The sequence below is a fragment of the Xylanibacter ruminicola genome, from assembly GCF_900142525.1.
In the GTDB taxonomy this organism is placed as follows: Bacteria; Bacteroidota; Bacteroidia; order Bacteroidales; family Bacteroidaceae; genus Prevotella; species Prevotella ruminicola_A.
The window spans coordinates 20,414-46,014 of sequence record NZ_FRBD01000021.1 but is presented as its reverse complement, the minus strand read 5'-3'; the positions used below and the strand labels follow the sequence as shown (position 1 = coordinate 46,014).

Here is a 25,601-nt window from a genome sequence, read left to right as displayed (position 1 = left end):
TATTGCACTTGCAATTGCAGATGCTATATCCTATGCCACATGTGGATTGTTTCCTTTGCGGCCATACATCATCCTTCTTTTTGGATGTATCAGTTGCTATGCCTGATTTTAGCTTATCGCATCATTAAAAATAATAAGTAATTATGGCTAAAAATATAAGCTTTACAATAAAGTTCTGGCGCCAGAATGGCCCCAAGGACCAGGGACACTTCGACACCCATGAGATGAAGGATATCCCCGATGATACCTCTTTCCTCGAGATGCTTGACATCCTGAACGAGGAGCTCATCAACGAAGGCAAGGAGCCCTTCGTATTCGACCACGACTGCCGCGAGGGTATCTGCGGTATGTGCTCACTCTACATCAACGGTACACCTCACGGACTGACCGAGCGTGGTGCTACCACATGTCAGCTCTACATGCGTCGTTTCAACGATGGTGATGTTATCACCGTTGAGCCTTGGCGCTCAGCAGCCTTCCCTGTAATCAAGGACTGTATGGTTGACCGCAATGCCTTCGATAAGATTATCCAGGCAGGTGGTTATACCACTATCCGTACAGGTCAGGCTCAGGATGCCAACGCTATCCTGATTCCTAAGGAGGATGCCGACGAGGCTATGGACTGCGCATCTTGCATCGGCTGTGGCGCTTGCGTAGCAGCTTGTAAGAACGGCTCTGCCATGCTTTTCGTATCGTCTAAGGTATCACAGCTCGCTCTGCTGCCACAGGGCCGTGTAGAGGCCGCTAGACGCGTTAAGAATATGATCGCCAAGATGGACGAGCTCGGCTTCGGTAACTGCACCAACACTCGCGCCTGCGAGGCAGTATGTCCTAAGAACGAGACCATCGCTAACATCGCCCGCCTGAACCGCGAGATGATTAAGGCAAAGCTTAGCGATTAGTGAGAGCAGAGCCGAGTTTGCTTATTAAGGTTTCACCTTTATGCTATAAAGAGAGTGGCACGTCTGTAATAGGCGTGCCACTCTTGTCGTTTTTCAGTTACGAAAGAGTGATGATCTCATCGCAGAGGGAGCTGACCGTGGGGCGATGAGTGATAAAAATCATTGTGGTATCAGGATGATTTGCAAAGAGTCGCCGATAGAGTTCCTGTTCCGTCGGCTCATCAAGCGAACTACTGATCTCATCAAGCAACATGATACTACCAGGATGTAACAACCCGCGTGCAATGGCAATGCGCTGCGCCTGACCCTCACTCAAGCCGCCGCCACGCTCACCCAACTCGGTGTCGATGCCATCTGGCAGATCCATCACAAAGTCGGCACAGGCTGTATGCAACGCTTGCTGTAGCTCCTTGTCGCTGGCATTAGGCTTAGCTAGTTGCAGGTTGTAACGTATGGTGCCACTCATCAGTGTGTTTCCCTGCGGCACAAAACACGGCTCGCCACCCACCTCCACTGTTCCCTCAGTGGGCTCAATAAAGCCGAGTATCAGTCGGAACAGTGTCGTCTTGCCGATGCCCGTCTCGCCCATGATGGCGGTCTTTGTGCCCGCCGCAAACTTATGACTGAAGTTCGATAGTATCTCGCGGTCACCCGACGCGTAGCGAAAAGATACGTCGGTAAAACGGATAGTTTTCTGTTGGAAAAAGGTTTTCTTTTTGGGCAAAATTTTTTCAACAGACAGTTCCTCCAAACGGTCGATGCTGGCGGTGGTGTGTATCACCGTTGGAACCATATTAAGCAGCTGCAGTATTGGGTGCTGAATCATGCCAACTAATTGAAGGAACGACGTCATCACACCGAATGTAATGGCACCATTGCGCAACTGTAAGCCACCCCAAACGAATGCTAGCAGATAGCCCAGTCCGAACGCACAACCCAATATCAGGCGCATCAGCACGGTGAACTTCAACCGTCGAATCACGTTACCGCGCAGTCGTAGCTGCATCGAGTCCAACCGGTCGGTCACCCACTGCTCGCTGCCCAGCGATCGTAGCACGGCATTATACTCCATTCCCTCCTGTACCTGCATCTGTATGCGGCTCTCGTCTTGTCGGATGTCAAGTGTCATCTGGCGTAGTCGGCACGATATCAGCTTGCCGAACACGATGGCTAGCGGCGTGAGCAACAGTAATGCCCATGCCAACCGTGCGTCAAACCATCGCAGCAACAGGAAAGAACCGCACAGTTGAATCATGGTTATCACCATCTGGGGCAGTGTGTCGGTAACGGTATTGCTAACGGTCTCAATATCCTTAGCCAGTCGTGAGCTCACATCGCCCGAGTGTAGCTGGTTTTCGGTAAACAGTTGTCGGCGGAACAAACTACTGAATATGTGCAGTCGGATGGTGTTAGACTGGCGAATGCCGGCCGTGGTTGTAAGCCAGTAGCCCAGCTGTCGCAGCATCACGGCGCCAACAACTATTGCCACTAGGCACACCACCATCCGCAGCACCTCGTCGGCCTCACCGGTGCGTATGGTCTCGTCGATAAACTGTCGGCTTAGCCATACCATCAACAGACCGAGCGCCACCTGAGTCACGCCCGACACAATGCGCACGGCAGTGTTACAGCGTATGCCCTGTGAGTTTCGCCAAAGCCATGCAACGTAGTTCATTTTTTATTGGCTACGGAATTGACGGATTATTCTAAGACCCCTACTTCCTGCCACTCGGCGATGATCGATGCGACGTCGGCTTTCGCCTCGTCGGCTGTAACCTCGTACTCCTTACATAATGCCTCTGTCAGGCTCTCGATGGTGAAGTCGCCCTGCTCTTTGGTCTGTTGCCACAGCCACGCAGCCGTCTCGTTCAGTGCCAGCATCTTGCCAAAGTTTATGGCCCCTAGGCCTTCGCCTATGATAACATTCTCGCCACACACCTGGCGCAGCACAAATCCATTTTTTATTTTCATAATTTTGTTATAAATAATAGGTATCGTCTTATAGGGCGCAGATACCACCATAATTTGGCGGCCATGCAGCGCCTCGGAGTGTAGAGGTCGTGCAGTTGTTCGTGCGCGTCGACCACGTGTGTTGCCTTAGCCTTTACACCGGCTACGGTGCAGCGTTCGGTGCCTGCCAGATTGCCATCGCCCATCAGCGTGATGTCATCGCCGTTGATGCTGATGATGCGGTGAACCACATAGCGGTCGCCAACAACCCAGGCCAGCACCACGTCGCCCACCTTCAGCTCTTCGGGCTGTTGCAGAATAACGCTCTCCTTCCCGCCGATGATAAATGGCAGCATACTCCGCCCGTTTACCGGGAGTGTTACGCTCAAGCCCTCGCTCACCAGCCTTACCGCCTCCTTTATGATAATATCATCAGTAATCATAACTGTCAACTCTCTACTGTTAACAGACACAGTTTCGCCGCTCCTTCGTCCGGCAGGCACTCCAGATGCTACACCGGCATTTCGGTAGCCAGTTTGTTCTCGGTAGCGTGCAGTCCGTCGGCTATGCGTGCGTCCCAGCGTTTTCCGCTAATGCTCGCCACTAATGCCACGTATGCCTGCAGGCCGTTCAGTCTATCTATCTTATTATATGGGGCCTGACTCAGCACCACGATGCCGCCCAACGGATAGCTCACATTTCGATAGCAAGGTGTCTTGCCGCTCCACGGCGAACCGTATACCACGCCATCGCACACCACCGGGTTATCGTCGTTCACCAGTTCCGTTCCCTCTATATGCTCAAGCCACAGTCTGACATGTGTACTCTTGCCCGTGCCACTGGGCCCCAGAAACATATACCCTTTGTCCTTGTGACTCACCACGGCTGCATGAAACAGCACTGCACCCTTGTTGGCCGTTGCCAGTGCATACATCACCATCAGGGCGTTATCTATCGCCAGTTTCTTATATCTGCCAGTCATCACCAGTGTAGCGTTGCTATAGTCGGGCTCAGCCACCAGCCACCCGGCCGTTTCGCCTCCCCAGATAAACTCATACACTGCCTCCTTCTGTCCGGTCGAATGTCCGCAAACGATAACTTGTTCCTCTTCCTCCTCTGCCTGAATTCTTCTACATACGCCGGTTTCTTTCCATCATCGATGCTAAGTGCAAACACAATCTGATGAGTTGTTATCTCGAATGGGGTGTAGTTCTGCATCAGCCCGAAGCAATCCGCTTCGGCTGTTACGCTAAACCCATGTCCCGCAACTTCATAATATTTTGTTTCTCTCATTAATTCAGTTATTTGATTGCAAAGATACGAACTTTATTAATAAAATCCAAACTTTTCGATGATTTCTTTTACACGGATGATACCCTGATGCACATCATGGTGAGGTCGTCGTTGGGTTCAGCGCCGTAGCGGTGATTTTCGACCTCGGCGGCCAGTATTTCTATCACTTGCTGAGACGATTCGAAATGCGTGTTGCGTAGGATGCGGAGCAGGCGTTCCTCGCCGAACTGATGCTGCTCGAAGTCCTCGGCCTCGGTGAGTCCATCGGTATAGATAAAGAGCGGACGGCCTTTGATGGTGTCAACCTCTTCGCCAATGTACTGCAAGTCGGTCCAAAGACCCAACGGGGCGTTGGACTCCATCTCGAGGAAATCGCCGTGCGACGGTGTCCCTCCGATAACAGGCGGGTTATGACCGGCATTACAGAACGCCAGATGGCCGTCGCGCAGATTGAGCAGACCAACGAACATGGTGATAAACATGCCGCTCTGGTTGTCCTTGCCCGACAGGGCCTCGTTCATCTCTGTACAGATATCCGCCGGCTGTAGGTTCTGGTTGGCCATGGTCTGGAACAGTCGGATGGCTTGGGCCATAAACAATGAAGAGGGTACACCTTTGCCGCTGACATCGCCCAGACAGAAATATAGCAGGTCGTCGTGCATGACATAGCTGTAGAGGTCGCCACCAACTTCTCGGGCCGGCGTCATCGAGGCATACATATCCAGTCCGTCGCGCTGTGGGAAGGTGCTGGGCACCATAGACATCTGTATGTCGCGGGCAATGCTCAGTTCGCTCTCTATGCGGTCTTGCTCGGCCTTCAGTGTTGCCAAGCGGCGGGCAGTGCGCTGGCGCACGAAAATAAATGTTACCACTGCTATCATCACGATGATTCCGATAATGGCCAACAGGTACATACGCTGTCGTTCGTTCTGTATCCTCTCCCGTTCGGCCTGCATCTTCAGCTCGTCAATCTCGAAACGCTTGTTCAGTTCGTTTAACTGCTGGCGTGTCTCGGCCTGGGTGAGCGAGTCAACAATCTCGTAGTGCTGATCGAGATAGCCGTATGCCTCTTTCCATTGGCCCAGGTTCGACATGATTTCTGAGCGCTGTTTCAGAATCTCTGAGTAGGCATTGATATCCAGTTCCTTGGCACCAGGTAGCTGCTGGTTGCTGAATGCCAGTGCATCGGTAAATTTTTTGCGTTCTATGGCTAACTGCACCCTATAGCTGAGAATCTCGTTGCGCGTTATCTGCGACCATCCTGTCTTATCCAGATACTTTACTACAGAGTCAACGTGCTGTTCGGCCTTGTCGAGATCTTTCTGCTTGAGATAATAGTAGTAGCAGGAGTGGTGGTAATAGTATAGCCAGTTGTCGAACTGTCTGCTCGGGATAGTAGAATCTCTCTGGCATTTGTCGATATAGTTTTTCCACTCATCCAGCATCTGGTGCATCTTCTCGGGATTGTTTATGTCTTTCAACTCGTTTGAGTAGTACACATAGATGGTGTTCTTCAGGAAGGGGTCGGCATCGTCTGGAAAACTGCTGAGTGCCCGCTCGAAACTGCGTGCCGACTCCTCGTGATTAAGCTGGCTGTTGTAAACCAGCGCCTTAATGAATTCGGCAGCTGTCAGTCCGTAATTGTTTCCGCGCTTTGCGGCGTCGTTGTGGATATCTTGTGCCACTGCAATGGCCTTTCTGTGTTCGCCGCTGAAGTTATATTCCTCGCCTAGCAGCATCCAGGCATCGTAGTAGTCGGTCCATAGTTCGTGTTCCTTGCAGAACTCGAGCTCGCCCGGCACTGCCATTACCAGCGAGTCGTGGATGTTGTTGTTATAGTAATATGCCACTTTTGCATAGCGCTTACGAGCCGAATCGCTCCAGTTGATGTCTTTCTTCTGTGATGAAATGGCTGTTTCTTGCCTGTTGTTTCCGTGTGGCTGATTACATGCACACACAAATGCGATGAGGATGAATGTCAGAAGGTAATGTGATTTGTTCATGATTATTTCTTTTGGATTGTATCTGTGTGCAAAGTTAAGAAAAATATTTTGTAAGTTGAAGATGATTTGAGAAAAAATTAATTTTTCTTAATAAAAGTTGGATATGTAGACATAATTTATTATATTTGCACTCTGAAGACCTATTTTTATGGACATAATCACGATATTATATAACTAAAGACAGATAAAATATTATGAACAGGAACGAGAAATTTGTGATCACAGTTAACCGTGAGTTAGGTAGTGGTGGTCGTACCGTGGGACGTTTGTTGGCAGAAAGGCTTGAAGTACCATTCTATGACAAGGTACTTATCAGGGCTTTGCAGGAAAAGTATAATCTCTCTGTGGCTGAGATTGAGCGCCTGAAGGCCCAGAGCAACAGTTGGTGGGCCAACTTTAAGCGCGTGGTAGGTATAGGTCAGGCTATTAATCCGAATCTCTTCTTAAATCAAGAAGATGACGAGCCTGAGACTCTGACTACCGAGATGATATTCCAAACCGAAAAGGAGATACTGTTGGGTATGGCTCAGGATGAATCGTGCATTATTGCAGGCCGTTCGGCTTTCTTCGTACTGAAGTCACATCCTAATCACATCAGCATTCTTATTCAGGCTCCCATCGAGTGCCGCATCAAGCGTGTGATGGAGCATCAGAAACTGAGTGAGGAAGAGGCTAAGAAAACCATCAACAGGGTTGACAAGATGCGCGAGGAGTATGTGAAGAACTTTGCCAAGACATCGCGCTACGACACTCGTAACTACGATCTGGTTATCAATATGGAAGGTAAGAGCGAAGAAGAGGCTGTTGACCTGATATTGAAATACATAGGCTGACTCTAATCCCAGCATTCCAACTCGTCTTCTATCTCTGGCAACTGACTGCGATGGAAGACGGGTTCTTTTATGCCTCTGCGCTTCTGCTGGCGATAGTCGTCGAGCAGGCGGAAGGCGTAGCGGCCCAGGAGCACGATGGCCACCAGGTTGCAGGCTGTGAGACCGGCCATGAAGAAGTCGACAATGTTCCACACCAACTCAAAGCTGGCTATGGCGCCGAAGACGACCATCAGGCCTGCAGAGGCGATGCGATAGGCCGTCATCACCGTAGTATTTGGCGTGATGAAACGGATGTTGGCCTCGCCATAATAGTAGTTACCGATGATGCTCGAGAAGGCAAAGAGGAAGATGGCCACGGCGATGAACATGGGGCCAACGCTGCCTACCTCGCTCTGTAAGGCCGATTGCGTGAGCGCTATGCCGTTCAGCTCGGGCACTTGGTATAATCCGCTGATAAGGATGATAAAGGCCGTACACGAGCAAACAAGCAGCGTATCGGTAAACACACCCAGCGCCTGAATCAAACCCTGCTTAACGGGGTGGGTGGTCGAGGCTGTAGCTGCTACGTTAGGCGCACTGCCTTCGCCAGCCTCGTTCGAGAACAGGCCGCGCTTAATGCCGTTCATCATGGCCGCACCGATGCCGCCACCGGCTATCTGGCTAAAGCCGAAGGCATCGAGCACGATGACCTTGAACACATGCGGAATCAGGTGGATATTCATGATGATGATAATCAGGGCCAGGATGATGTAGCCCACTGCCATGACGGGCACCAGCACCGAGCTGACCTGGGCAATGCGCTGAATGCCGCCAAAAACGATGAACAGGGCCATGGCTGCCAGTGCGGCGCCAACCCATGCCGGCGACCAGCCGAAAGCCTCGTGCATGGCTCCGCAGATGGTGTTGGCCTGGATGGAGTTGTTAGACAGGCCGAACTGCAGGGTGATGAGAATAGCAAACAGCACTGCCATCCAGCGCTGCTTGAGACCTTTCTGGATGTAGTAGGCGGGTCCGCCGATAAACGAGTCCTTGTGCTTCTGCTTGTAGAGCTGGGCTAGGGTAGACTCTACGAATGCCGTGGCCGAGCCTACCAGTGCGATGAGCCACATCCAGAACACAGCACCAGGACCGCCAATGGCGATGGCCGAAGCCACACCGGCCAGATTGCCCGTGCCCACTCGGGTGGCCACGCTGACGGCAAAGGCCTGGAACGATGAAATGTGGCGTTTCTTGCCTACGGCTCCGTTATCCTTTATCTGGTCGCCTACGGTATCAACGGCCGACTCCGTGAGCAGGCGTATCATCTCGCCCACCATGCGGAACTGCACAAAGCGTGTGCGCCACGTAAACCATAGTCCACAAACCACCAGAGCCACCATCAGCACGTAGCTCCATATCACATCATTTATAGAGGTTATAAGTTCGTTCATAATCAGAAATCGTGTTTATACGTACTCCTTGGCTTTGCGTTTGCCTCGCAGTACGGCTAGGGCGTTAAGGGCCAGGGCTTCCATCTCGTCCTCGCCAGGGAAACAGCGGATGGGCGCCAGAAATGCTACGCGCTTACGAAGACGACTGACCACATACTCTGAACGGGCCAATCCGCCAGTAAGCAGTATGGCATCAATCTGGCCGCAGAGCACGGCAGCCTCCGAGGCGATGGCCTTGGCCACATGATATATCATGGCATCGAGAATCAGTCGGGCGTGTTCATCGCCATAATCCTCGATACGACGTATCACCTCCTTCACATCGTTAGTGCCCAGATGGGCGTTCAGACCTGCCTTGCCGGCAATACGCTTCAGCAGCTGCTTCTCTGTGTACTTGCCGCTGAAACAGAGGCGAATCAAGTCGGCAGCGGGCAGCGAGCCGGCACGTTCGGGCGAGAATGGGCCCTCGCCATCAAGGGCGTTGTTGGCATCAACGGCGCGCCCTTTTTCGTGGGCTGCCACAGAGATACCGCCACCCATGTGACAGATAATCAGATTCAGGTCTTCGTACTCCTTGCCAATCTCGGCCGCATAGCGGCGGGCGATGGCGCGCTGATTCAGGGCGTGCCAGATACAGATGCGGTTCATGAGCGGCGAGCCTGATATGCGGGCATAGCTGTTCAGCTCATCAACGACGCCTGGATCGGCTATAAACGATCGGCAGCCAGGGATGGTGGCAGCTATCTCGTGGGCTATCAGGCAGCCCAGGTTACAAGCGTGGTTATGCAGGGCGATACCGCTGTGGGTATCGCGAATCATAAGGTCGTTAATCTCGTAGACACCTCCTTCGAGCGGCTTGACCAGTCCGCCTCGGCCTATCACGGCATCGAAGTCGACGGGGATATCGGCCTTCTGCAGCTCGTCGAGCACGAGCTGGCGGCGATAGTCCTGCTGTTCAATCACATCGTCGAAGTGGGCCAGATCTTCGGATGAGTGTACGATGTTACGGACGAGCACCGAAGTCTCGTCGTCGAACACCGCCATTTTAGTTGAAGTAGAGCCTGGGTTGATAACAAGTATCTTCATATTGCAGCCAGAGCCAGAGAATAATACTTAGAGTCGGGGCTGTCGGCACGCGATGGCAGCACGCAGCAACACTGGGTGCCCTGCAGCACGCCTGCTGTCTTGGCATAGCCGAAGAGCGTCAACGTCTTGTAGAACACATTTCCTGCCACAATATCGGGGAATATCAGCGCATCGGCCTGTCCGTCGATCACACTGTGGATGCCCTTTTCGCGAAGGCTTACTGAGTCGAGCGAGGTCTTCAGGTCGAGCGGACCATCGATGATGCAACGTCCGAACTTACCAGTCTGTGCCTCGGCAATGATTTCGAGATAGTCTACGGTGTAGGGGAACGTCTTGGCGCTCACCTTCTCGGCGCAGTGTATCAGCGAGATGCGGGGCTCTTCGATACCCAGTGCATGACAGATGTAGTTGACGTAATGTATCTGCTGGCGGCGCTGGGCCTCGGTGGGTACGGGTATCACGGCTGCATCGGTAAAGAACAGCAGCTTCTCGTACTTGGGTATCTCGGCCATGGCAACGTGGGTTAGCACGTGGCCCGGGCGCATAATGCCGTTCTCCTTGTCTAATATGGCGCGTAGCAGCACATCGGTGTTGATCAGGCCCTTCATCAGGATATCGCACTCACCGCTTTTACACAGGGCTACTGCTCTACGGGCACACTCGTCTTTATCGTCGCCATCTACATAGACCGGCTCGATAAATCCCATCTCCTTGCCTTTCTCTACTGCATATCGGGTTGAGGCATCGTTACCACAAACTACGGCTACACGTTTACGGTCGCCCCGCTGTTGCAGGAAGACAATCATATCGTTCAGATTCCTAATTGACTGCATAGGTCTACAATTTTTTATTGTTTTATGCCGCAAATATACAAACTTTTTCGTATCTTTGCAAACAGAAACCGATAAAATGAACAAAATTATGAGGAATTATCTACTATTATCAGCTTTACTCTGCCAAACAGCAATGGCACAGGAGCAAGCACCGATGGTGCTGCAGTACGACAAACCTGCTACTTATTTCGAGGAGTCGCTACCCATTGGAAACGGAAAGCTAGGTGCACTGGTGTATGGTGGAACAGATGATGATATTATTTATCTGAACGACATCACGCTGTGGACGGGTAAACCTGTCGACCGCAATCTGGATGCCGACGCCCACAAGTGGATTCCGGCCATACGTGAGGCGCTGTTTAAGGAGGACTATAAGTTGGCCGACTCGTTGCAGTTGCACGTTCAGGGCCCTAACTCGCAGTACTATCAGCCGCTTGGTACGCTGCATATCAAGGATCTGGGTCTGGGCGAGATTACCAAATATCAGCGCACACTGGATATCGACTCTGCGATAGTTCGCGACAGCTACAAGCGTAACGGCAAACTGATAACAAGAGAGTATTTCGCATCAAATCCTGATAAGCTGATTGCCATCAGACTGCGCGGTGACATTAACTGCCAGATAGCCCTGACAGCCCAGGTACCACACCAGGTAAAGAGCACGCTGGGGCAGTTGGTTATGACCGGACACGCTACAGGCAATCCGCAGGAGAGCACGCACTTCTGCACCATGCTCAGCGTGAAGACCGACGGAGAGATGGCTGCCAGCGACTCCTCGCTCACCATCAGCAAGGCCAAGGAGGCTATCATCTACATCGTCAACGAGACAAGCTTTAACGGCTTCGACAAGCACCCCGTTCGTGAGGGCGCCAACTATCTGGAGATGGTGACTAACGACATGTGGCATACGCAGAACATGACGTTCGATGAGTTCTATGCACGCCATTTGGTTGACTATAAGGCCATCTACGACCGTGTAAAAATAAGACTATCAGGTAAAACCAGTTATACTAGCAATGCTCGTTATCCTAGCCTTACAACAGACCAGCTTCTGCTGGATTATACCAACGGTGGCCAGCAGATTCCTTATCTCGAGGAACTATACTTCCAGTTCGGCCGCTATCTGCTCATTTCATCGTCGCGCACCAAGAATGTGCCTGCCAACCTGCAGGGCCTCTGGGCTCCACAGCTGTGGTCGCCCTGGCGTGGTAACTATACGGTGAACATCAACCTGGAGGAGAACTATTGGCCAGCATTCGTGGCCAACATGGCTGAGATGGCTGAACCGCTGGATGGCTTTATCGCAGGACTTGCTGCCAATGGAAAGTATACTGCCAAGAACTATTATAACATATCAGAAGGCTGGTGCTCAAGTCACAACAGCGACATCTGGGCCATGACCAACCCCGTAGGCGAGAAGAACGAAAGCCCGGAGTGGTCGAACTGGAACATGGGTGGCGCCTGGCTGGTAAACACCCTGTGGGAGCGCTATCAGTTTACTCAGGACAAGGAGTATCTGCGCAATACGGCTTATCCGCTGATGAAGGGTGCAGCTCAGTTCTGCTTGCGTTGGTTGATTGAGAATCCTAAGCAGCCGGGTGAGTTGATTACGGCTCCGAGTACATCGCCCGAGAACGAGTATAAGACCGATAAAGGCTATCACGGTACTACCTGCTATGGCGGAACTGCCGATCTTGCTATCATCCGCGAGCTGTTTATCAACACCATTGCTGCAGGCAAGATTCTTGGACAGAAAAACAAGGAGATGGAACAGGCACTGGCCAAGTTGCATCCGTATACCATCGGACACATGGGTGACCTGAACGAGTGGTACTTCGACTGGGATGACTGGGATTTCCAGCATCGTCATCAGAGCCACCTCATCGGGCTCTATCCTGGTAATCATCTTACTGATGCTACATTGCAGAAAGCTGCTGAGCGTTCGTTGGAGATTAAGGGCGATAAGACCACTGGTTGGAGTACTGGTTGGCGCATCAACCTCTGGGCCCGTCTGCACAAGCCCGAGCAGGCCTATCATATCTACCAGAAACTGCTTACACCTATTGCGCCACGTGGCTCAAAGGGTGCTATCTGGAAGAACTGGCACAAGGGTGGCGGCACATATCCCAACCTGTTTGATGCTCACCCACCTTTCCAGATTGATGGTAACTTTGGCGGTACAGCCGGCGTGTGCGAGATGCTGATGCAGTCTTCACTCAAGGACGGCAAGGCCACCATCGAACTGCTGCCTGCAGCTGCTAAGGCGTGGAAAGAAGGCCACGTGAGCGGTCTTTGTGCACGCGGTGGATATGAGGTAAGCTTTGAGTGGAAAGGCGGCTATGTGCGCAATTGCAGCATCAAAGCCAAGAATGCAGGAACTATTACCCTGATGTATAATGGTCAGCAGAAAACTGTAAAGTTCAAGGCAGGACAAACTCAGAACATTAAAACATGGTAAGGAAACAAAAGACTATGATACTCGATTCTGACCTTTCCAAGGCACAAGCCTGGGAAGGTTCGGTATCGCTCGACAACGATCTGATGCTGTCTGACAGCATCAACAAGGCCCCGATGCCTAAAGACCCCAGGAAGATGAACTTCATCCTGATAGGACTCTGCACACGTGGCCGCCTGAGGTATCGTATCGACAGCAAGGAGCAGATTATTAATGCGGGCGATATTCTGATAGTAAGCGAACACCAAGTGATAGATGGCTACAAGCCTTCGCCTACGATGGAGGGATTGTGTATCATGATGAGCGTTAACTTCTTCCACGAGATTATCAAGTCGGTTCACGATGTAAGCTCGTTGTTCGTCTTTGCCCGTACTCAACCGGTTATGAAGCTTGAGCAGCGGGAATGTGAAGCATTTAAGGAGTATTTTGCTGTGATCAAACAGAAAATAAGCGATACGTGCAACCACTTCCGTAAGGACCTGATACGTACCCTGCTGCTGGCTATGTTCTATGATGTGGGTAACATCATCTACAGAGCCCGTAACTATGGCGAGGTGCAGATTCCTTCAGAGAAGGTGTTCACCCGATTCCTACGACTGGTTCAGGACAACTGTAAGCGCGAGCGCCGCGTGAGCTGGTATGCTCAGCAACTCTGCATCACGCCAAAGTATCTGTCGCTGGTAGTGAAGCGTATCAGCGGGCGTACAGCCGTTGAGTGGATTGAGAGCTATGTAACGTTGGAACTGCGCGTCATGCTTAAGAATTCGACAAAGTCGATCAAGGAGATAGCTGAGGATATGAACTTCCCCAACCAGAGTTTCTTAGGTAAATACTTTAGGGAGCATGTGGGCATGACACCCTCTAAGTACAGGAAATCATAGGTAGCCCTGCTTCTTCAGCTCGTCTACCATGTCCAGCAATTCCTGATACCACGCTTCACCAAATCTTCGAATCAGTGGATCGCGGAGAAACTGGTAAAGACGCAGATTCTCTTGTATGCCCTTGGCGATGGCCATTTTACATACATTCCAACGGTTGTAGTTAAGTCCGATGAGACCGTCGCCTAGGCGTTTCTCGCGAATAGGATATAAGGCGCAGCTAATAGGCTTGCAGAAGCGGGTTTTTCCTGCTCTGTAAGCCTTTTCTAATGCACATAGGCAGCAGTTCTTGATGGGCATATGCGTGTTCCAATCCTCAATGTCGCCATAATAGGTAAACACACAATCCTTGCCGCCAACGATACTGGTCACCAGATCACCCTCCTTATCAGTATAGGCTATGCCTTGCTTATCGATGACGGCCTGGGCTGAAGCAGAGAGGTCTTCCCATACGGTATCAACACACTCTTCGATCTCGGCAATCTCCTCCATCGTTACAGGAGCTCCGGCATCGCCTTCAACACAGCATTCGCCCTTGCAAACGCTCAGGTCGCAACAAAACTTCTCGGTGAGTATCTCTGACGAGAGTAGCACATCGCCTACTTGTATAATTGGTGGTAGTTTCTCCATACTTTTTTATTTCAATTTCATAGTGCGCCATTGATTCATCATTGCCGAAGACGGAATGACTGTAGGCGTCTGGATTTTATTATTCTCGTCAAACGACTCACGTTTCACTTCGTTTGTCAGGTAATCCCCCAACTCTCCAAGTGTCACATCGCCTTGAGTTTCCTGCAATTTCTTTAATAAATAATAGGTGAACATCCCATGTTTTTGCGACTTGAAAGGATATGCCGTCTCATCACCCTGGGCTGCAGTAAAGATAACCATATTTCCCTTAGCCTCTTGAGGTTTCGCTTTGATGGCGACACCACGCGCAGAAGACATCATCTGACCATCTCGTTTTGCTCCGCTGAAACAGGCATCGAGGAAGACAGTGACTGACTGTGCCGGTATCTCACCAAGAGTCTGATATAATTTGCTAAGCGAATAAGCTGATTCAGTATCGCGACCTATACCATCAACTGGTAACAAATAGGCACTCTTGTCTGTCTCATTGGGAATACCATGTCCTGCATAGTAGAATATGATTCGTCCACTCTCTCCATACGCAGTCATTCCCTGCTTCAGCCAACTCACAGCCTTTCGGATATTATTATAACCAGCATTGAGGTACAAACGGATGTGTTTCTCGCTGATTCCCAATGTTTTTCTACAATATTCATAAAATACCTTCGCATCATTCTCTGCAAACGGCACTTCGGCCTCTTCTTCATATTTCTCGTTGCCTATGATGACAACAAAAACATTCTCGTCAGTCTGTGAAGAAACTGGAATGTTTTCATCAACCATAGATACAGGTATCGCAACTGATTGTTGTAACGTAGAGGCTTGCAGCCCAACAGGAGTCTGCTGAACTAAGGATTCTGACGATACGCCTTCTGAGGGCTTATGTAGTGCTGCCATCACCTCCGTGTCTTTCAACCATTCGGGGGGAGTTGATTCCAATTCTTTCATCTTCTTGACGAAGGCTGTATTTTTCTTTTCATAGTTAGCATCCATCTGCAGGCATTTCGCCAGCATTTGTTTGGCCCCCTCATAGTAACCATAAGCCTTCAAAGGAGCAAAATCTTTATACCAACTGTCAATCTTGTTCTTATAACTATAGCTTTTATTCTGGCGTTCCAACCCTGCAATATATGCATCACCCTTTGTGTCGTAATCATTAACGTCTTTACCTCTGTTCTTCTCTATAGCTATGTCTGCATACTGAATTGCTTTGTCAAATTCCCCCTTTATGATGCATAAATAACATGCATCGTTTGCAGCTTTATTGGCAAGCCTTTGGTCTGTATTGGAAATAACCTGATCATACCAGTATAAAGCTTTCTCCTCGTCTCGAGCTAATTCCGTTACACCAACTTTATAATAGTACGCAAGCTGGTATTGACTGCGGAAGTCGCCAACAGCGGCTCCTTGTTGAAAGTACCCAAGGGATTTTTTCAGGTCAATGCCATCTGTCCAAACGGGCGATGAATACAAGTTACCCAAGAAGTAGTACGCAGAAATATCATGTTTCTTCAGTGCCTCTTCGAAACAGCTACGAGCCTTGGTGAATTTCCAGTCTTGCTGATAACAAACACCGCAATTGATAATACCTTTTGTATACCCCTGTGCAGCAGACTTCTTAAACCAATTCAGCGCCTGCTTGCTATCTTTCTCAACACCAATACCAAGACTATAGCATCTGCCGATATTGTTCTGAGCTTCTGCATCACCTTGCCCTGCTTTCTGAATATTATCCAGGTAAAGATTCTGCGGCATCATAGTTGCAGGAACAACTATCAGCATCATAAATAAGATAAACCTTGTTTTCATAAATCGTCAGTATTATTTTTCTTAATATTCTTAGTATATATCCATAGGGCAATGCCTAGGGCTAACAGTATAAAGCATAATACTAGCTTTTTTATTTGGAATGTAGCCTCGAAAGAGAGATAGAGCCATAAGGCATTGATGACGAAGATGGTTATACCTCCAGCCAGACAGATGGCTCCTGCTTTTATCTTATTGCTCAAAGGCGTATCGGCCTGGCCTTTGAATACAGCATGGAAAATGCCTGCAGTGGTGATCAGCGAGCAGATGCCACAGCCCAATAAAGCCAGATGCCACCACATGCGATGTTCTTGCCGTTCTTGCGCTTCCTGTTCAAGACGGATTCTTAATTCCTCATGCTTCTGAAGTTGTGCTTTTACATCGTCAGTAATATATTGCTGATATAAGGTGTCGAGGCCAGTCTCGTCAAACTGAGCCGTAGCCACTACGGGCATTAACATCAAAAAGAATAGCAATAGGTATTTCATATTACCACTCGATAGGAGTCATTCCATTCTGCTCGAGATACTGATTGCAGCGAGAGAACTGGTGCTGGCCGAACCAGCCACCACGGTTAGCACTAAGTGGTGACGGGTGAACAGATTCCAGAACCAGATTGCGATTCTTGTCAATCATATACGACTTTGAACGGGCATAGCCGCCCCAAAGCATATAAACCAGATGCTCGCGATTGGCAGCAAGTGTCTGGATTGCGGCATCGGTAAACTTCTGCCAGCCTAATGTCGAGTGACTGTTAGCCTGATGAGCACGAACGGTGAGCGATGCATTCAGAAGCAGCACTCCTTGTTCTGCCCAACGGGTAAGATTACCTGAAGTGGGTATTTCTTTGCCTAGATCGGCTTGTATTTCCTTGAAAATGTTCTGCAGCGATGGTGGGAACTGTATGCCATCCTGAACAGAGAAACTCAGTCCGTGGGCCTGTCCCGGTTCGTGGTAAGGATCTTGTCCGATAATCACTACTTTCACCTTGTCAAACGGACACAGGTTAAAGGCATTGAAAATCAATTTGCCTGGAGGATAGCACGTTGTAGTTCGATATTCTTGTCGCACAGCTGTTGTCAGTTGCGCAAAGTATGGCTTCTCAAACTCGCCCAGCAAATGCTGCTTCCACGATTCTTCTATCTGCACGTTCATAACTGCTTATATATTTCGTCAATCATTACTTGTGGAAGAATCATCCGAGGGTCGTTGCTATGGGGATTGATTGCCTCCAGGAAATGAGGAAGCTCGTTTTTGTAAACCTCCCTCATGTGGTTGTTAATCTTGTTCGACATCGAACATGAGTAGGTGATGTTAGCCAGGCGGTCGCACAGTTTTAAGAACGGAGCGTATGGTGTTTCGCGTATGCCGGCATAGTAGCGGTCGTTGCTTCTCTCGGCACGTGTCCTTCCCTTTTCATTGGTCAGCGCATATACCATCTCGGCAGCCATATAGGCCTGCTCGTCGTTCATAAAGTGGCTGGCGCCCTTTTTAACATCATTATAGGTCATACGCGCATCCTCGATGCTATCGTGATAGAATGCGCCAAAAAACAACGGCAGGACATCAGCCTCCTGTTGGCAGACCTGGTGTCCGTATTTAAACACCGAGTCTGCCACCATGTCGAGGTGTACACTATATGGATGGTTCTCGTCGTAGCGCTGGTTTACGCTATCGTGAAGCATGTGGGCATGCTGTCGGATCTCTTCGATACCGTCGCTATACTTCTCCACATAGGTCTGAAAGTCCTGCTGTGTCATATTCTATTCTTAGTCCTGAATCAGGTTCTCGCCAGTCATGTCTGCAGGCTGCTCCAAGCCCATGATGTGGAGGATAGAAGGAGCAACGTCAGCCAGACGACCATCCTTAACTGTAGCCGAGTTATTGTTGGTTACGTAGATGAATGGAACTGGGTTCAGTGAGTGAGCTGTGTTAGGAGTGCCATCAGGGTTGATAGCGTTGTCGGCATTACCGTGGTCGGCGATGATGATAGCCTCATAGTCATTAGCCTTAGCAGCCTCGATCACATCCTTCACGCAGTTGTCAACAGCCCAAACAGCCTTGGCAATAGCGTTGTAGATACCAGTGTGACCAACCATGTCGCCGTTAGCAAAGTTTACTACGATGAAGTCATACTTAGCCTCGTTGATAGCAGCAACCAGCTTGTCCTTCACCTCAAAAGCGCTCATCTCAGGCTTCAGGTCGTAGGTAGCAACCTTTGGCGATGGAACCAGGATGCGGTCCTCACCCTCGTATGGAGCCTCGCGACCACCATTGAAGAAGAATGTTACATGAGCATACTTCTCAGTCTCAGCGGTGTGCAGCTGCTTCTTGCCCTGCTTGCTCAGATACTCACCCAGTGTGTTCTCAACATTCTCCTTAGGGAAGAGGATATGAACACCCTTGAAGTTAGCATCGTATGGAGTCATGCAGTAGTACTGCAGACCTGGTATAGTCTTCATGCCCTGCTCTGGCATATCCTCCTGAGTCAGTGCGATAGTCATCTCCTTAGCACGGTCATTACGGAAGTTGATGAAGATAACTACGTCGCCCTCTTCTACACAACCATTAACTGCGGCATTGTGGATAGGCTTGATGAACTCATCGGTAACGCCCTCATCATAGCTCTCCTGCATAGCAGCAACCATGTCGGTGCTCTGCTTGCCAGTACCGTTCACAATCAGGTCGTAACCCTCTTTTACGCGCTCCCAACGCTTATCGCGGTCCATAGCATAGAAACGACCTACGATGCTGGCAATAGCAGCTTCGTTGTCAGCACAAACCTTTGATACCTGCTCGATGAAGCCCTTACCGCTCTTGGGGTCGGTATCGCGACCGTCCATAAAGCAATGAACAAACACCTGATTCTTCAGACCGTAAGCCTTACCAATCTCGATGAGCTTGAACAGGTGGTCGAGTGAAGAGTGTACACCACCATCAGAAGTCAGACCCATCAGGTGCAGCTTCTTATTGTTTTCCTTAGCGTATGTATAAGCAGCCTTTACCTGAGGATTCTCCATGATAGAGCCATCCTTGCAGGCGCGGTTTATCTTAACAAGGTCCTGATAAACGATGCGTCCAGCACCAATGTTCAGGTGACCCACCTCAGAGTTACCCATCTGCCCATCGGGCAGACCAACATCTTCACCAGATGCCATCAACTGAGAGTGAGCTGAAGTAGCTGTCAACAGATCGAGGTAAGGAGTTGGAGTGTTGTAGATAACATCACCCTTACCATGCTTACCGATTCCCCATCCATCGAGAATCATCAATAATGCTTTCTTTGCCATTGTCTAAAAAATTTAAAGTACCTTAATTTGCGCTGCAAAGTTACATCTTTTTTTCTATTTATTACTACCTTTGACCCGACAAATGGAAAATAAACTTTAAATCAGAGGTGTATGAAACGCTACGTATTCGCCATTTTGGTATTTTTGACAAGTCTATGTGTCAACGCCCAATTGCAGGTAAAAGAGCTGAAACTGAGTAACGGTATGACCGTTTGGCTGAACGAGGATCACTCTCAGCCAAAGGTGTTTGGAGCCGTGGTGGTAAAGGCTGGTGCCAAAGACTGTCCCAACACAGGTATCGCTCACTATTTTGAGCATATTATGTTTAAGGGCACCGATCGTCTGGGTACCATCGACTATCAGAAGGAGAAACCCTGGCTTGACAGCATATCGGCTCAGTACGACCTGCTATCGCAAACCAAAAACGATGCTGAGCGCACCAAGATTCAGCGGCATATCAACGAGTTAAGTCTCAAAGCCGCCGACTATGCGATTCCTAATGAGTACAACCGTCTTATCTCGAAATACGGCGGTAGCGGTCTGAACGCCGCCACAAGCTACGACCTAACGTTCTATTATAACTCTTTCCTGCCACAGTTCATGGAGCACTGGTGCTGGCTCAACTCAGAGCGACTGATGAAACCGGTATTCCGAGGCTTTCAGGGAGAGTTAGAAAATGTATATGAAGAAAAGAACAGAGCTGCCGATGGTATGGGCGACATACAGGAGAAGGTGTTTGGCGCTATCTTCAAGGCCCAACCGTATGCTTATCCCATCCTTGGATCAACAGAGAGTCTGAAGAACCCACGTCTTTCGGATATGGCAGAGTTCTTCAAGAAATACTATGTAGCCTCAAATATGGGTCTTATTCTCTGTGGTGACATCACACCTGATTCTACACTAACAGCGCTTCTGGAACAGACCTTTGGACGCGTGCAGACCGGCCCAGCGCCAGAACGCGTAAAAAGTCCGATGCCAGAAATTGGTGAGGGGGAAGTTTGCGAGGTAAAGTTGCCTATCCCTTTGGTTGGTGCCGAGGTCTTAGTGTTTAAAGCACCCACGGAATTTGAACCCGATGCCAATGCGCTGACTCTGGCCAATAAACTGCTTTATAATGGTAAGGCAGGACTTCTTGACTCGCTGGTAAACGAGCATAAAGTGATGATGTCTGCCGCCATGAGCGTAGGCTTAGACGATGCTGCGGGCACTGGCGTTGTGATTATTCCCAACCTTTTCGGTAAGATGAAGACAGCCGAAAAACGTGTGATGGAGCAGGTACAGAAGGTGATGAACGGCGACTTCAGTACCGAACAGATGGAATCGCTGAAACGAGAGATGGTGATGGAGGCCGAAAAGGAACTTGAAACAATCAGCGATCGTTCAGATAAACTGATTATGTTATTTCCGAAAGGTCGCACATGGCAGGATGTGCTCGACAATATAGAAAGCATCAAGCGCTTGACAAAGGAAGATGTTGTTGCAGCAGCCAAGAAATATTACGATGCCAATCATATCACACTTTCGAAGAAATACGGCACACCTAACAAGGAGACGTTGAAACAGCCCGGTTACAAGCCCATTTCGCCAAAGAATTTGGATGCCAAGTCGGCCCTTGCCCAGCAGCTGGAACAGATTCCTGTGAAGAATACCGACATTCGTACCGTAGACTTTGAAAAGGATGTGACTACAAAGCAGCTGAACAGTCATGTTACCCTTTATTACAAGGAGAATCCGATGAACGAGATCTTTACGTTCACGCTTCGCTACAAGGATGGCGAACTACATACCCCTGCGTTGAACGTACTCTCCGGATACATCAGCGCTCTGGGCACCGACTCGCTGAAGAAACAGCAGTTGGAACAGGCTTGGCAGCAATTGGGCACTACAATAGAAGTATCTTCAGGTGATATGACATTTAGTCTGAGTCTGACAGGACTCGATAATCAGTTTGCTCCCTCTCTGCAGTTGCTTGCTCACTTTCTGAGTGCTGCTAAGGGCGATGACGAGGCTTTGAAGGAGGCGAAGGATGCTGACAAGGTAGACCGCAAGAGCTTTGGAAAGCAGAAGGATGATGTACTTAGTCCCGCCTTGAGCTATATCATCTATGGCGATAAATCGAAATACCTCAACCAACTGTCGAAGAAGGAGATTAAGGACTTGAAGAGCGACGCACTATTAGGTTTCTTCCGCGAATTGCAACAATATGATTGCGAGCTGTTCTATTGCGGTCGCCAGTCTGTTGAGAATGTTGCGATGATTGCACAGCAGGCATTACCACTAAGTCAATGTCAGAAGCCACAGGCCGATACCTTCCGTGAGATTCAGCAGCCCACTGAGCCCATCGTTTATTTCTACAATGTACCAAAGTCACGCCAGAATTATGTGGTTAGTTACGATGGCATCAGCCCTCTGCCAACAGTCGAACAGCGTGCCAAACTGGATTTATGGGAGAAATATTTTGCTGGCGGCATGTCGTCGGTATTGTTTCAGAACGTCCGCGAGTTCCGTTCACTGGCCTATTCTACTTATGGACAGAGTGTTTCAGCAAGTCTCATGAAATACCCCCAAGAGCCGTTAGCCTTCTTCACAGCAACAGGCACTCAGGTCGACAAGACCATGGAGGTTATCACCACCATCGACTCATTATTGCACCAAATGCCTATGAAGGAAGAGAACTTGGAGGCAGCCCGCCAATCAGTACTTAACAACATACAAAACAACTATCCCACTTTCCGCAATATGGGCGGTTACGTAGCCAATCAGCGCATGAACGGTTACACCAAAGATATGTATGCCGATGATGCCAGACTGATACCAACTGTCAGCATGCAGGATGTCATACAGTTTCATCAGCAGCACATCGCCAACAATCATAACCGCGTCTGGCTCATCATCGGTGATAAGAAACTCACCGACCTTAAAGCCCTTGCTCGCTATGGCAAGGTTGTAGAACTAAAGAAAGAAGATATTATCAGATAAATTAAAACTTTCCGAAATCAATGCTCAGCTGCCCATCGCCTAAGAGATTGTAGCTCTTGCGATGATAAGGGGTGATGCCATATTGTTTGATGGCTTCACGATGTTTCTTGGTGGGGTAGCCCTTGTTTGAGAGCCAGTCGTATTGGGGATATTCCTTGGCCAGCTCGTTCATATAGTCGTCACGATAGGTCTTGGCAAGGATGCTGGCGGCGGCTATAGCCAGGTATTTTCCATCGCCCTTAACGATGGTGGTAGAAGGCAAAGTTTTGCCGTCAGCGGGATCCTTATAGGGTTTAAAGCGGTTACCATCTACGATGATGGCCTCTGGGCGCACCTTGAGTTGATCTAAGGCGCGATGCATCGCTAAAATAGAGGCGTTGAGAATGTTGATTTTGTCGATTTCATCGGGTGTTACGATGCCTACAGCCCACGCTACGGCATCGCGCTCGATAATCTCTCGCAGCTGGTAGCGTTTCTTCTCAGAGAGTTGCTTGGAGTCGTTCAGCAGCTCGTTTTCGTAGCCTTCGGGCAGGATAACTGCAGCTGCATAGACACTACCTGCCAAGCAGCCACGACCAGCTTCGTCGCAGCCTGCCTCAATCTTGCCTTTGTAATATTTGTTTAATAACATATTTAGAACATCTGTGAAACACGGCGGATGGCTGCTACGAGTGTATCAATCTCTTCCTTGGTGTTATAAAGGGCGAACGATGCGCGAACGGTGCCACTGATGTTGAGACGGTCCATCAATGGCTGAGCACAATGGTGACCTGTGCGGACGGCTATGCCAAGACGGTCGAGTAGGGTGCCCATATCCAAGTGGTGGATGTTGCCTACGTTGAACGAGACAACAGCATCCTTCAACGATGCATCCATAGGGCCGTAAATATGCATATCGGGGATGGTCATCAGCTGCTCCATGCAGTAGCGGGTGAGCTCATGCTCGTGCTGCTGGATGGCATCGAAGCCGATGGCATCAATATATTCTATGGCCTTGGCCAGTCCGTGGGTAGCTACGTAATCAGGGGTTCCTGCCTCAAACTTGAATGGCAAGCGCTCAAAGGTAGTCTTCTCCCAAGTCACCTTGTCAATCATCTCGCCACCACCTTGGTATGGGGGCAGTTTCTCGAGCCACTCTTCCTTACCATAGAGTACACCAATGCCAGTAGGACCATACATCTTATGGCCGCTGAAAGCAAAAAAGTCGCAATCTATCGCCTGTACGTCAACCTTGAAGTGGGGGGCGCTCTGGGCGCCGTCTACCAATACAGGGATGCCGTGGGCGTGAGCTATCTTGATAATCTCCTCAACAGGATTAACCGTACCCAGCACATTGCTGACATGGGCTACGCTGATAATCTTGGTACGAGGGGTAATGAGCGATTCCAACTGGTCGAGACAGAGGATACCATCGTCGGTAATGGGGATATGCTTGACGATAATGCCTCGTTTCATCGCCTGGAGCTGCCAACTTACTATGTTTGAGTGGTGCTCCATCTCGGTCACGATCACCTCGTCGCCCTCCTGCATCTGACTCTCGCAGAACGACTGAGCCACCAGATTGATAGCCTCGGTAGTACCACGGGTAAAGATGATCTCCTCTATCTTGCGGGCGTTGATAAATCCACGCACCTTTTCACGGGCCGCCTCATGCAGGTCGGTAGCCTGCTGACTGAGGTAGTGAACGCCGCGATGCACGTTAGCATTCACGTTCAGATACTCGTCTCTCATAGCGTCGAGCACCATGAGTGGTTTCTGCGTGGTAGCCGCGTTATCGAGATAAACCAGCGGCTTCTTGTAAACCTCGCGTGAAAGGATGGGGAAATCTTCCCTGATTTTATTGATATCGTACATATTTCTTGGGAGGGCGTTATTTACAGAGTTTGCAGCCTGAGCATTTGTTTAGTTCGCCGCGGAAACGCTTCTCTACCAGGTAGTGCAGACGGTCGCGGAGAGGCTCAAGCTCCATGTGGTCGATAACCTCGTTGATAAATGCATTCTGCAGCAGCAGCTTGGCCTCCTGCAGAGAGATACCGCGCTGACGCATGTAGAACAGGGCAGCGTCGTTCAGCTGACCAACGGTTGAGCCGTGGGCACACTTCACGTCGTCGGCATAAATCTCGAGCATGGGCTGGGTGTACATACGGGCCTCCTTAGTTGCTGTGAGGTTCTGATTGGTCATCTGCGAAGTGGTCTTTTGGGCTCCGTGTTCTACCAATACCCGACCTGCAAAGGCACCTACCGACTTGTCGTCGAGTACGTACTTATAGAGTTCTTGCGAGTTGCAATGAGGCACTTTATGAACGATGAGCGTGTTGTTATCCACATGCTGCTGCTTGTCGGCAATCACACAACCATAGCATTGGCACTCGGCCCCCTCACCACTAAAGGTCAGGTCGAGCTTGTTACGGGTGATACCGTTGTGCAGGGTGATGACATTGTGGTTTACACGACTGTTGGCCTGCTGGTCGATATAGACGTTGCTGAGGCGCACGTTCTTATGGTGTGTCTCCTCCATGCAATAGAGGTCGAGCGATGCATTCTCACCTACGTAAGCCTCGATAACCTGTGTGGCCAGGAAGTTACGGTCGTCGGCAGCATGGTCGCAGAATAGCATTTTGATTTCGGCACACTCTTCGAGCACGATGAGCACACGACGGTTCACCATCAGGTCGGGCACCACACGCTGAGCGTTCTGTGGGGTAGCCTTCAGGATGTTGATAACCTGAATGGCACGGTCCACCTTCGTGTTCTTGGGCACGTAAACCAGTAATCCGTCCTGGGCCAGCATGGTGTTGAGGGCTGTAATGCCGTCCTCGCTGGTCTTGGCCAGTTTGGTGTAGTATTTAGCTACCAACTCGGGATAATCGCGCATAGAGCCGATAATCACGCCCTCAGGCAGATGGCCTTTAGGCTTGTCGTCGTGATAGAACATATCGTTCACCACGAAATAAAGACTCGTGCTGAGGTTGGGCACGTCGCAATGAAAGGCCTCGTAGGGATCAACGGGAATTTGCAGGCGACTGAGGTTTACACCATAATCGGGCTCAAAGAGCTTCTGAATATCGGTGTACTTATAGCGCTCCACTTTTTTCGTTGGGAAGCCCTGCTTGCGGAAGTCCTCGAAGGCCTGATCGCGCATAGCGTTCATCGACTCAGGCGCATGATCGAAAATCATCTGCCGAGCCTCGTTATAGAGTTCTATATATTGATTCTCACTTGAAGTAATCATA

Annotated in this window: 22 protein-coding genes; 5 read left to right on the top strand and 17 right to left on the bottom strand. The window is 49.9% G+C overall.

Going from position 1 to position 25,601, the window contains the following annotated elements; all coding sequences use genetic code 11:
- Window positions 1-143 precede the first annotated feature (143 nt).
- Entirely contained in the window at window positions 144-902 is a 759-nt protein-coding gene (locus BUB86_RS13500) for a succinate dehydrogenase/fumarate reductase iron-sulfur subunit (protein WP_073210408.1), read from the top strand.
- A gap of 97 nt (window positions 903-999) precedes the next feature.
- Here BUB86_RS13500 and BUB86_RS13495 read toward each other — a convergent pair whose 3' ends face one another.
- The 5 genes from BUB86_RS13495 to BUB86_RS17065 all read right to left on the bottom strand — a co-directional run bounded on the left by BUB86_RS13495 (window position 1,000) and on the right by BUB86_RS17065 (window position 6,148).
- Complete coding sequence (locus tag BUB86_RS13495) at window positions 1,000-2,577, bottom strand: ABC transporter ATP-binding protein (RefSeq protein ID WP_073210406.1); 1,578 nt, start codon at window positions 2,575-2,577, stop codon at window positions 1,000-1,002.
- A 26-nt stretch (window positions 2,578-2,603) separates the two neighbouring features.
- Window positions 2,604-2,873 carry a PqqD family protein gene (locus tag BUB86_RS13490; RefSeq protein ID WP_073210404.1) on the bottom strand — a complete coding sequence of 90 codons (270 nt, stop codon included), beginning with the start codon at window positions 2,871-2,873 and terminating at the stop codon, window positions 2,604-2,606.
- Window positions 2,870-3,295, bottom strand: coding sequence for a S24/S26 family peptidase (locus BUB86_RS13485; RefSeq protein WP_073210401.1), 426 nt, complete (start codon window positions 3,293-3,295; stop codon window positions 2,870-2,872). The genes BUB86_RS13490 and BUB86_RS13485 overlap by 4 nt, the downstream gene beginning before the upstream one ends.
- A gap of 68 nt (window positions 3,296-3,363) precedes the next feature.
- Window positions 3,364-3,912, bottom strand: coding sequence for a hypothetical protein (locus BUB86_RS13480; protein ID WP_139261626.1), 549 nt, complete (start codon window positions 3,910-3,912; stop codon window positions 3,364-3,366).
- Between the two features lie 301 nt (window positions 3,913-4,213).
- Window positions 4,214-6,148, bottom strand: coding sequence for a PP2C family protein-serine/threonine phosphatase (locus BUB86_RS17065; protein WP_254795174.1), 1,935 nt, complete (start codon window positions 6,146-6,148; stop codon window positions 4,214-4,216).
- 194 nt (window positions 6,149-6,342) lie between these two features.
- Between BUB86_RS17065 and BUB86_RS13465 the strand changes: the two genes are divergently transcribed.
- Entirely contained in the window at window positions 6,343-6,981 is a 639-nt protein-coding gene (locus BUB86_RS13465; protein ID WP_073210396.1) for an AAA family ATPase, read from the top strand.
- A gap of 2 nt (window positions 6,982-6,983) precedes the next feature.
- On the opposite strand, the gene BUB86_RS13460 is transcribed toward BUB86_RS13465, so the two are convergent.
- The 3 genes from BUB86_RS13460 to BUB86_RS13450 are packed head-to-tail and all read right to left on the bottom strand — an operon-like array spanning window position 6,984 to window position 10,330.
- Window positions 6,984-8,411 carry an alanine/glycine:cation symporter family protein gene (locus BUB86_RS13460; RefSeq protein ID WP_073210394.1) on the bottom strand — a complete coding sequence of 476 codons (1,428 nt, stop codon included), beginning with the start codon at window positions 8,409-8,411 and terminating at the stop codon, window positions 6,984-6,986.
- A 15-nt stretch (window positions 8,412-8,426) separates the two neighbouring features.
- Complete coding sequence (gene buk, locus BUB86_RS13455) at window positions 8,427-9,497, bottom strand: butyrate kinase (protein ID WP_073210392.1); 1,071 nt, start codon at window positions 9,495-9,497, stop codon at window positions 8,427-8,429.
- A complete protein-coding gene (locus BUB86_RS13450; RefSeq protein WP_073210390.1) occupies window positions 9,494-10,330 on the bottom strand; it encodes a phosphate acyltransferase in 837 nt (278 codons plus the stop codon). The genes buk and BUB86_RS13450 overlap by 4 nt, the downstream gene beginning before the upstream one ends.
- An 88-nt stretch (window positions 10,331-10,418) precedes the next feature.
- Between BUB86_RS13450 and BUB86_RS13445 the strand changes: the two genes are divergently transcribed.
- Together BUB86_RS13445 and BUB86_RS13440 are read left to right on the top strand one after the other, a co-directional pair.
- Window positions 10,419-12,788 (top strand): glycosyl hydrolase family 95 catalytic domain-containing protein, encoded by a 2,370-nt coding sequence (locus tag BUB86_RS13445; RefSeq protein ID WP_073210493.1) that lies wholly within the window; start codon window positions 10,419-10,421, stop codon window positions 12,786-12,788.
- Between the two features lie 14 nt (window positions 12,789-12,802).
- Window positions 12,803-13,666: an AraC family transcriptional regulator gene (locus BUB86_RS13440; protein ID WP_254795173.1), complete on the top strand. Its 864-nt coding sequence runs from the start codon at window positions 12,803-12,805 to the stop codon at window positions 13,664-13,666.
- On the opposite strand, the gene BUB86_RS13435 is transcribed toward BUB86_RS13440, so the two are convergent.
- The 6 genes from BUB86_RS13435 to gpmI are packed head-to-tail and all read right to left on the bottom strand — an operon-like array spanning window position 13,661 to window position 19,389.
- Window positions 13,661-14,293, bottom strand: coding sequence for a DUF3109 family protein (locus BUB86_RS13435; protein ID WP_073210386.1), 633 nt, complete (start codon window positions 14,291-14,293; stop codon window positions 13,661-13,663). The genes BUB86_RS13440 and BUB86_RS13435 overlap by 6 nt on opposite strands.
- Window positions 14,294-14,299: 6 nt before the next feature.
- On the bottom strand, window positions 14,300-16,102 hold the full coding sequence (locus BUB86_RS13430; RefSeq protein WP_081373257.1) for a caspase family protein: 1,803 nt from the start codon (window positions 16,100-16,102) through the stop codon (window positions 14,300-14,302).
- On the bottom strand, window positions 16,099-16,587 hold the full coding sequence (locus BUB86_RS13425) for a TRADD-N-associated membrane domain-containing protein (RefSeq protein WP_139261625.1): 489 nt from the start codon (window positions 16,585-16,587) through the stop codon (window positions 16,099-16,101). Before BUB86_RS13425 ends, BUB86_RS13430 begins: the two co-directional genes overlap by 4 nt.
- 1 nt (window position 16,588) lies before the next feature.
- The gene (locus BUB86_RS13420; RefSeq protein ID WP_073210381.1) at window positions 16,589-17,254 is read right to left on the bottom strand and encodes a uracil-DNA glycosylase; all 666 of its coding nucleotides are present in this window, start codon (window positions 17,252-17,254) and stop codon (window positions 16,589-16,591) included.
- Window positions 17,251-17,859 (bottom strand): hypothetical protein, encoded by a 609-nt coding sequence (locus tag BUB86_RS13415; RefSeq protein ID WP_073210379.1) that lies wholly within the window; start codon window positions 17,857-17,859, stop codon window positions 17,251-17,253. The genes BUB86_RS13420 and BUB86_RS13415 overlap by 4 nt, the downstream gene beginning before the upstream one ends.
- 9 nt (window positions 17,860-17,868) lie before the next feature.
- The gene (gene gpmI / locus BUB86_RS13410) at window positions 17,869-19,389 is read right to left on the bottom strand and encodes a 2,3-bisphosphoglycerate-independent phosphoglycerate mutase (protein ID WP_073210378.1); all 1,521 of its coding nucleotides are present in this window, start codon (window positions 19,387-19,389) and stop codon (window positions 17,869-17,871) included.
- 111 nt (window positions 19,390-19,500) lie between these two features.
- Here gpmI and BUB86_RS13405 point away from each other — a divergent pair, with 111 nt between their 5' ends.
- Entirely contained in the window at window positions 19,501-22,368 is a 2,868-nt protein-coding gene (locus BUB86_RS13405) for a M16 family metallopeptidase (protein WP_073210376.1), read from the top strand.
- A 1-nt stretch (window position 22,369) separates the two neighbouring features.
- On the opposite strand, the gene BUB86_RS13400 is transcribed toward BUB86_RS13405, so the two are convergent.
- The 3 genes from BUB86_RS13400 to sufD are packed head-to-tail and all read right to left on the bottom strand — an operon-like array spanning window position 22,370 to window position 25,600.
- A complete protein-coding gene (locus BUB86_RS13400) occupies window positions 22,370-22,999 on the bottom strand; it encodes a ribonuclease HII (protein WP_073210374.1) in 630 nt (209 codons plus the stop codon).
- Window positions 23,000-23,001: 2 nt separating this feature from the next.
- A complete protein-coding gene (locus BUB86_RS13395; RefSeq protein ID WP_073210373.1) occupies window positions 23,002-24,222 on the bottom strand; it encodes an aminotransferase class V-fold PLP-dependent enzyme in 1,221 nt (406 codons plus the stop codon).
- Window positions 24,223-24,238: 16 nt separating this feature from the next.
- Entirely contained in the window at window positions 24,239-25,600 is a 1,362-nt protein-coding gene (sufD, locus tag BUB86_RS13390) for a Fe-S cluster assembly protein SufD (RefSeq protein WP_073210371.1), read from the bottom strand.
- Between the last annotated feature and the right edge of the window lies 1 nt (window position 25,601).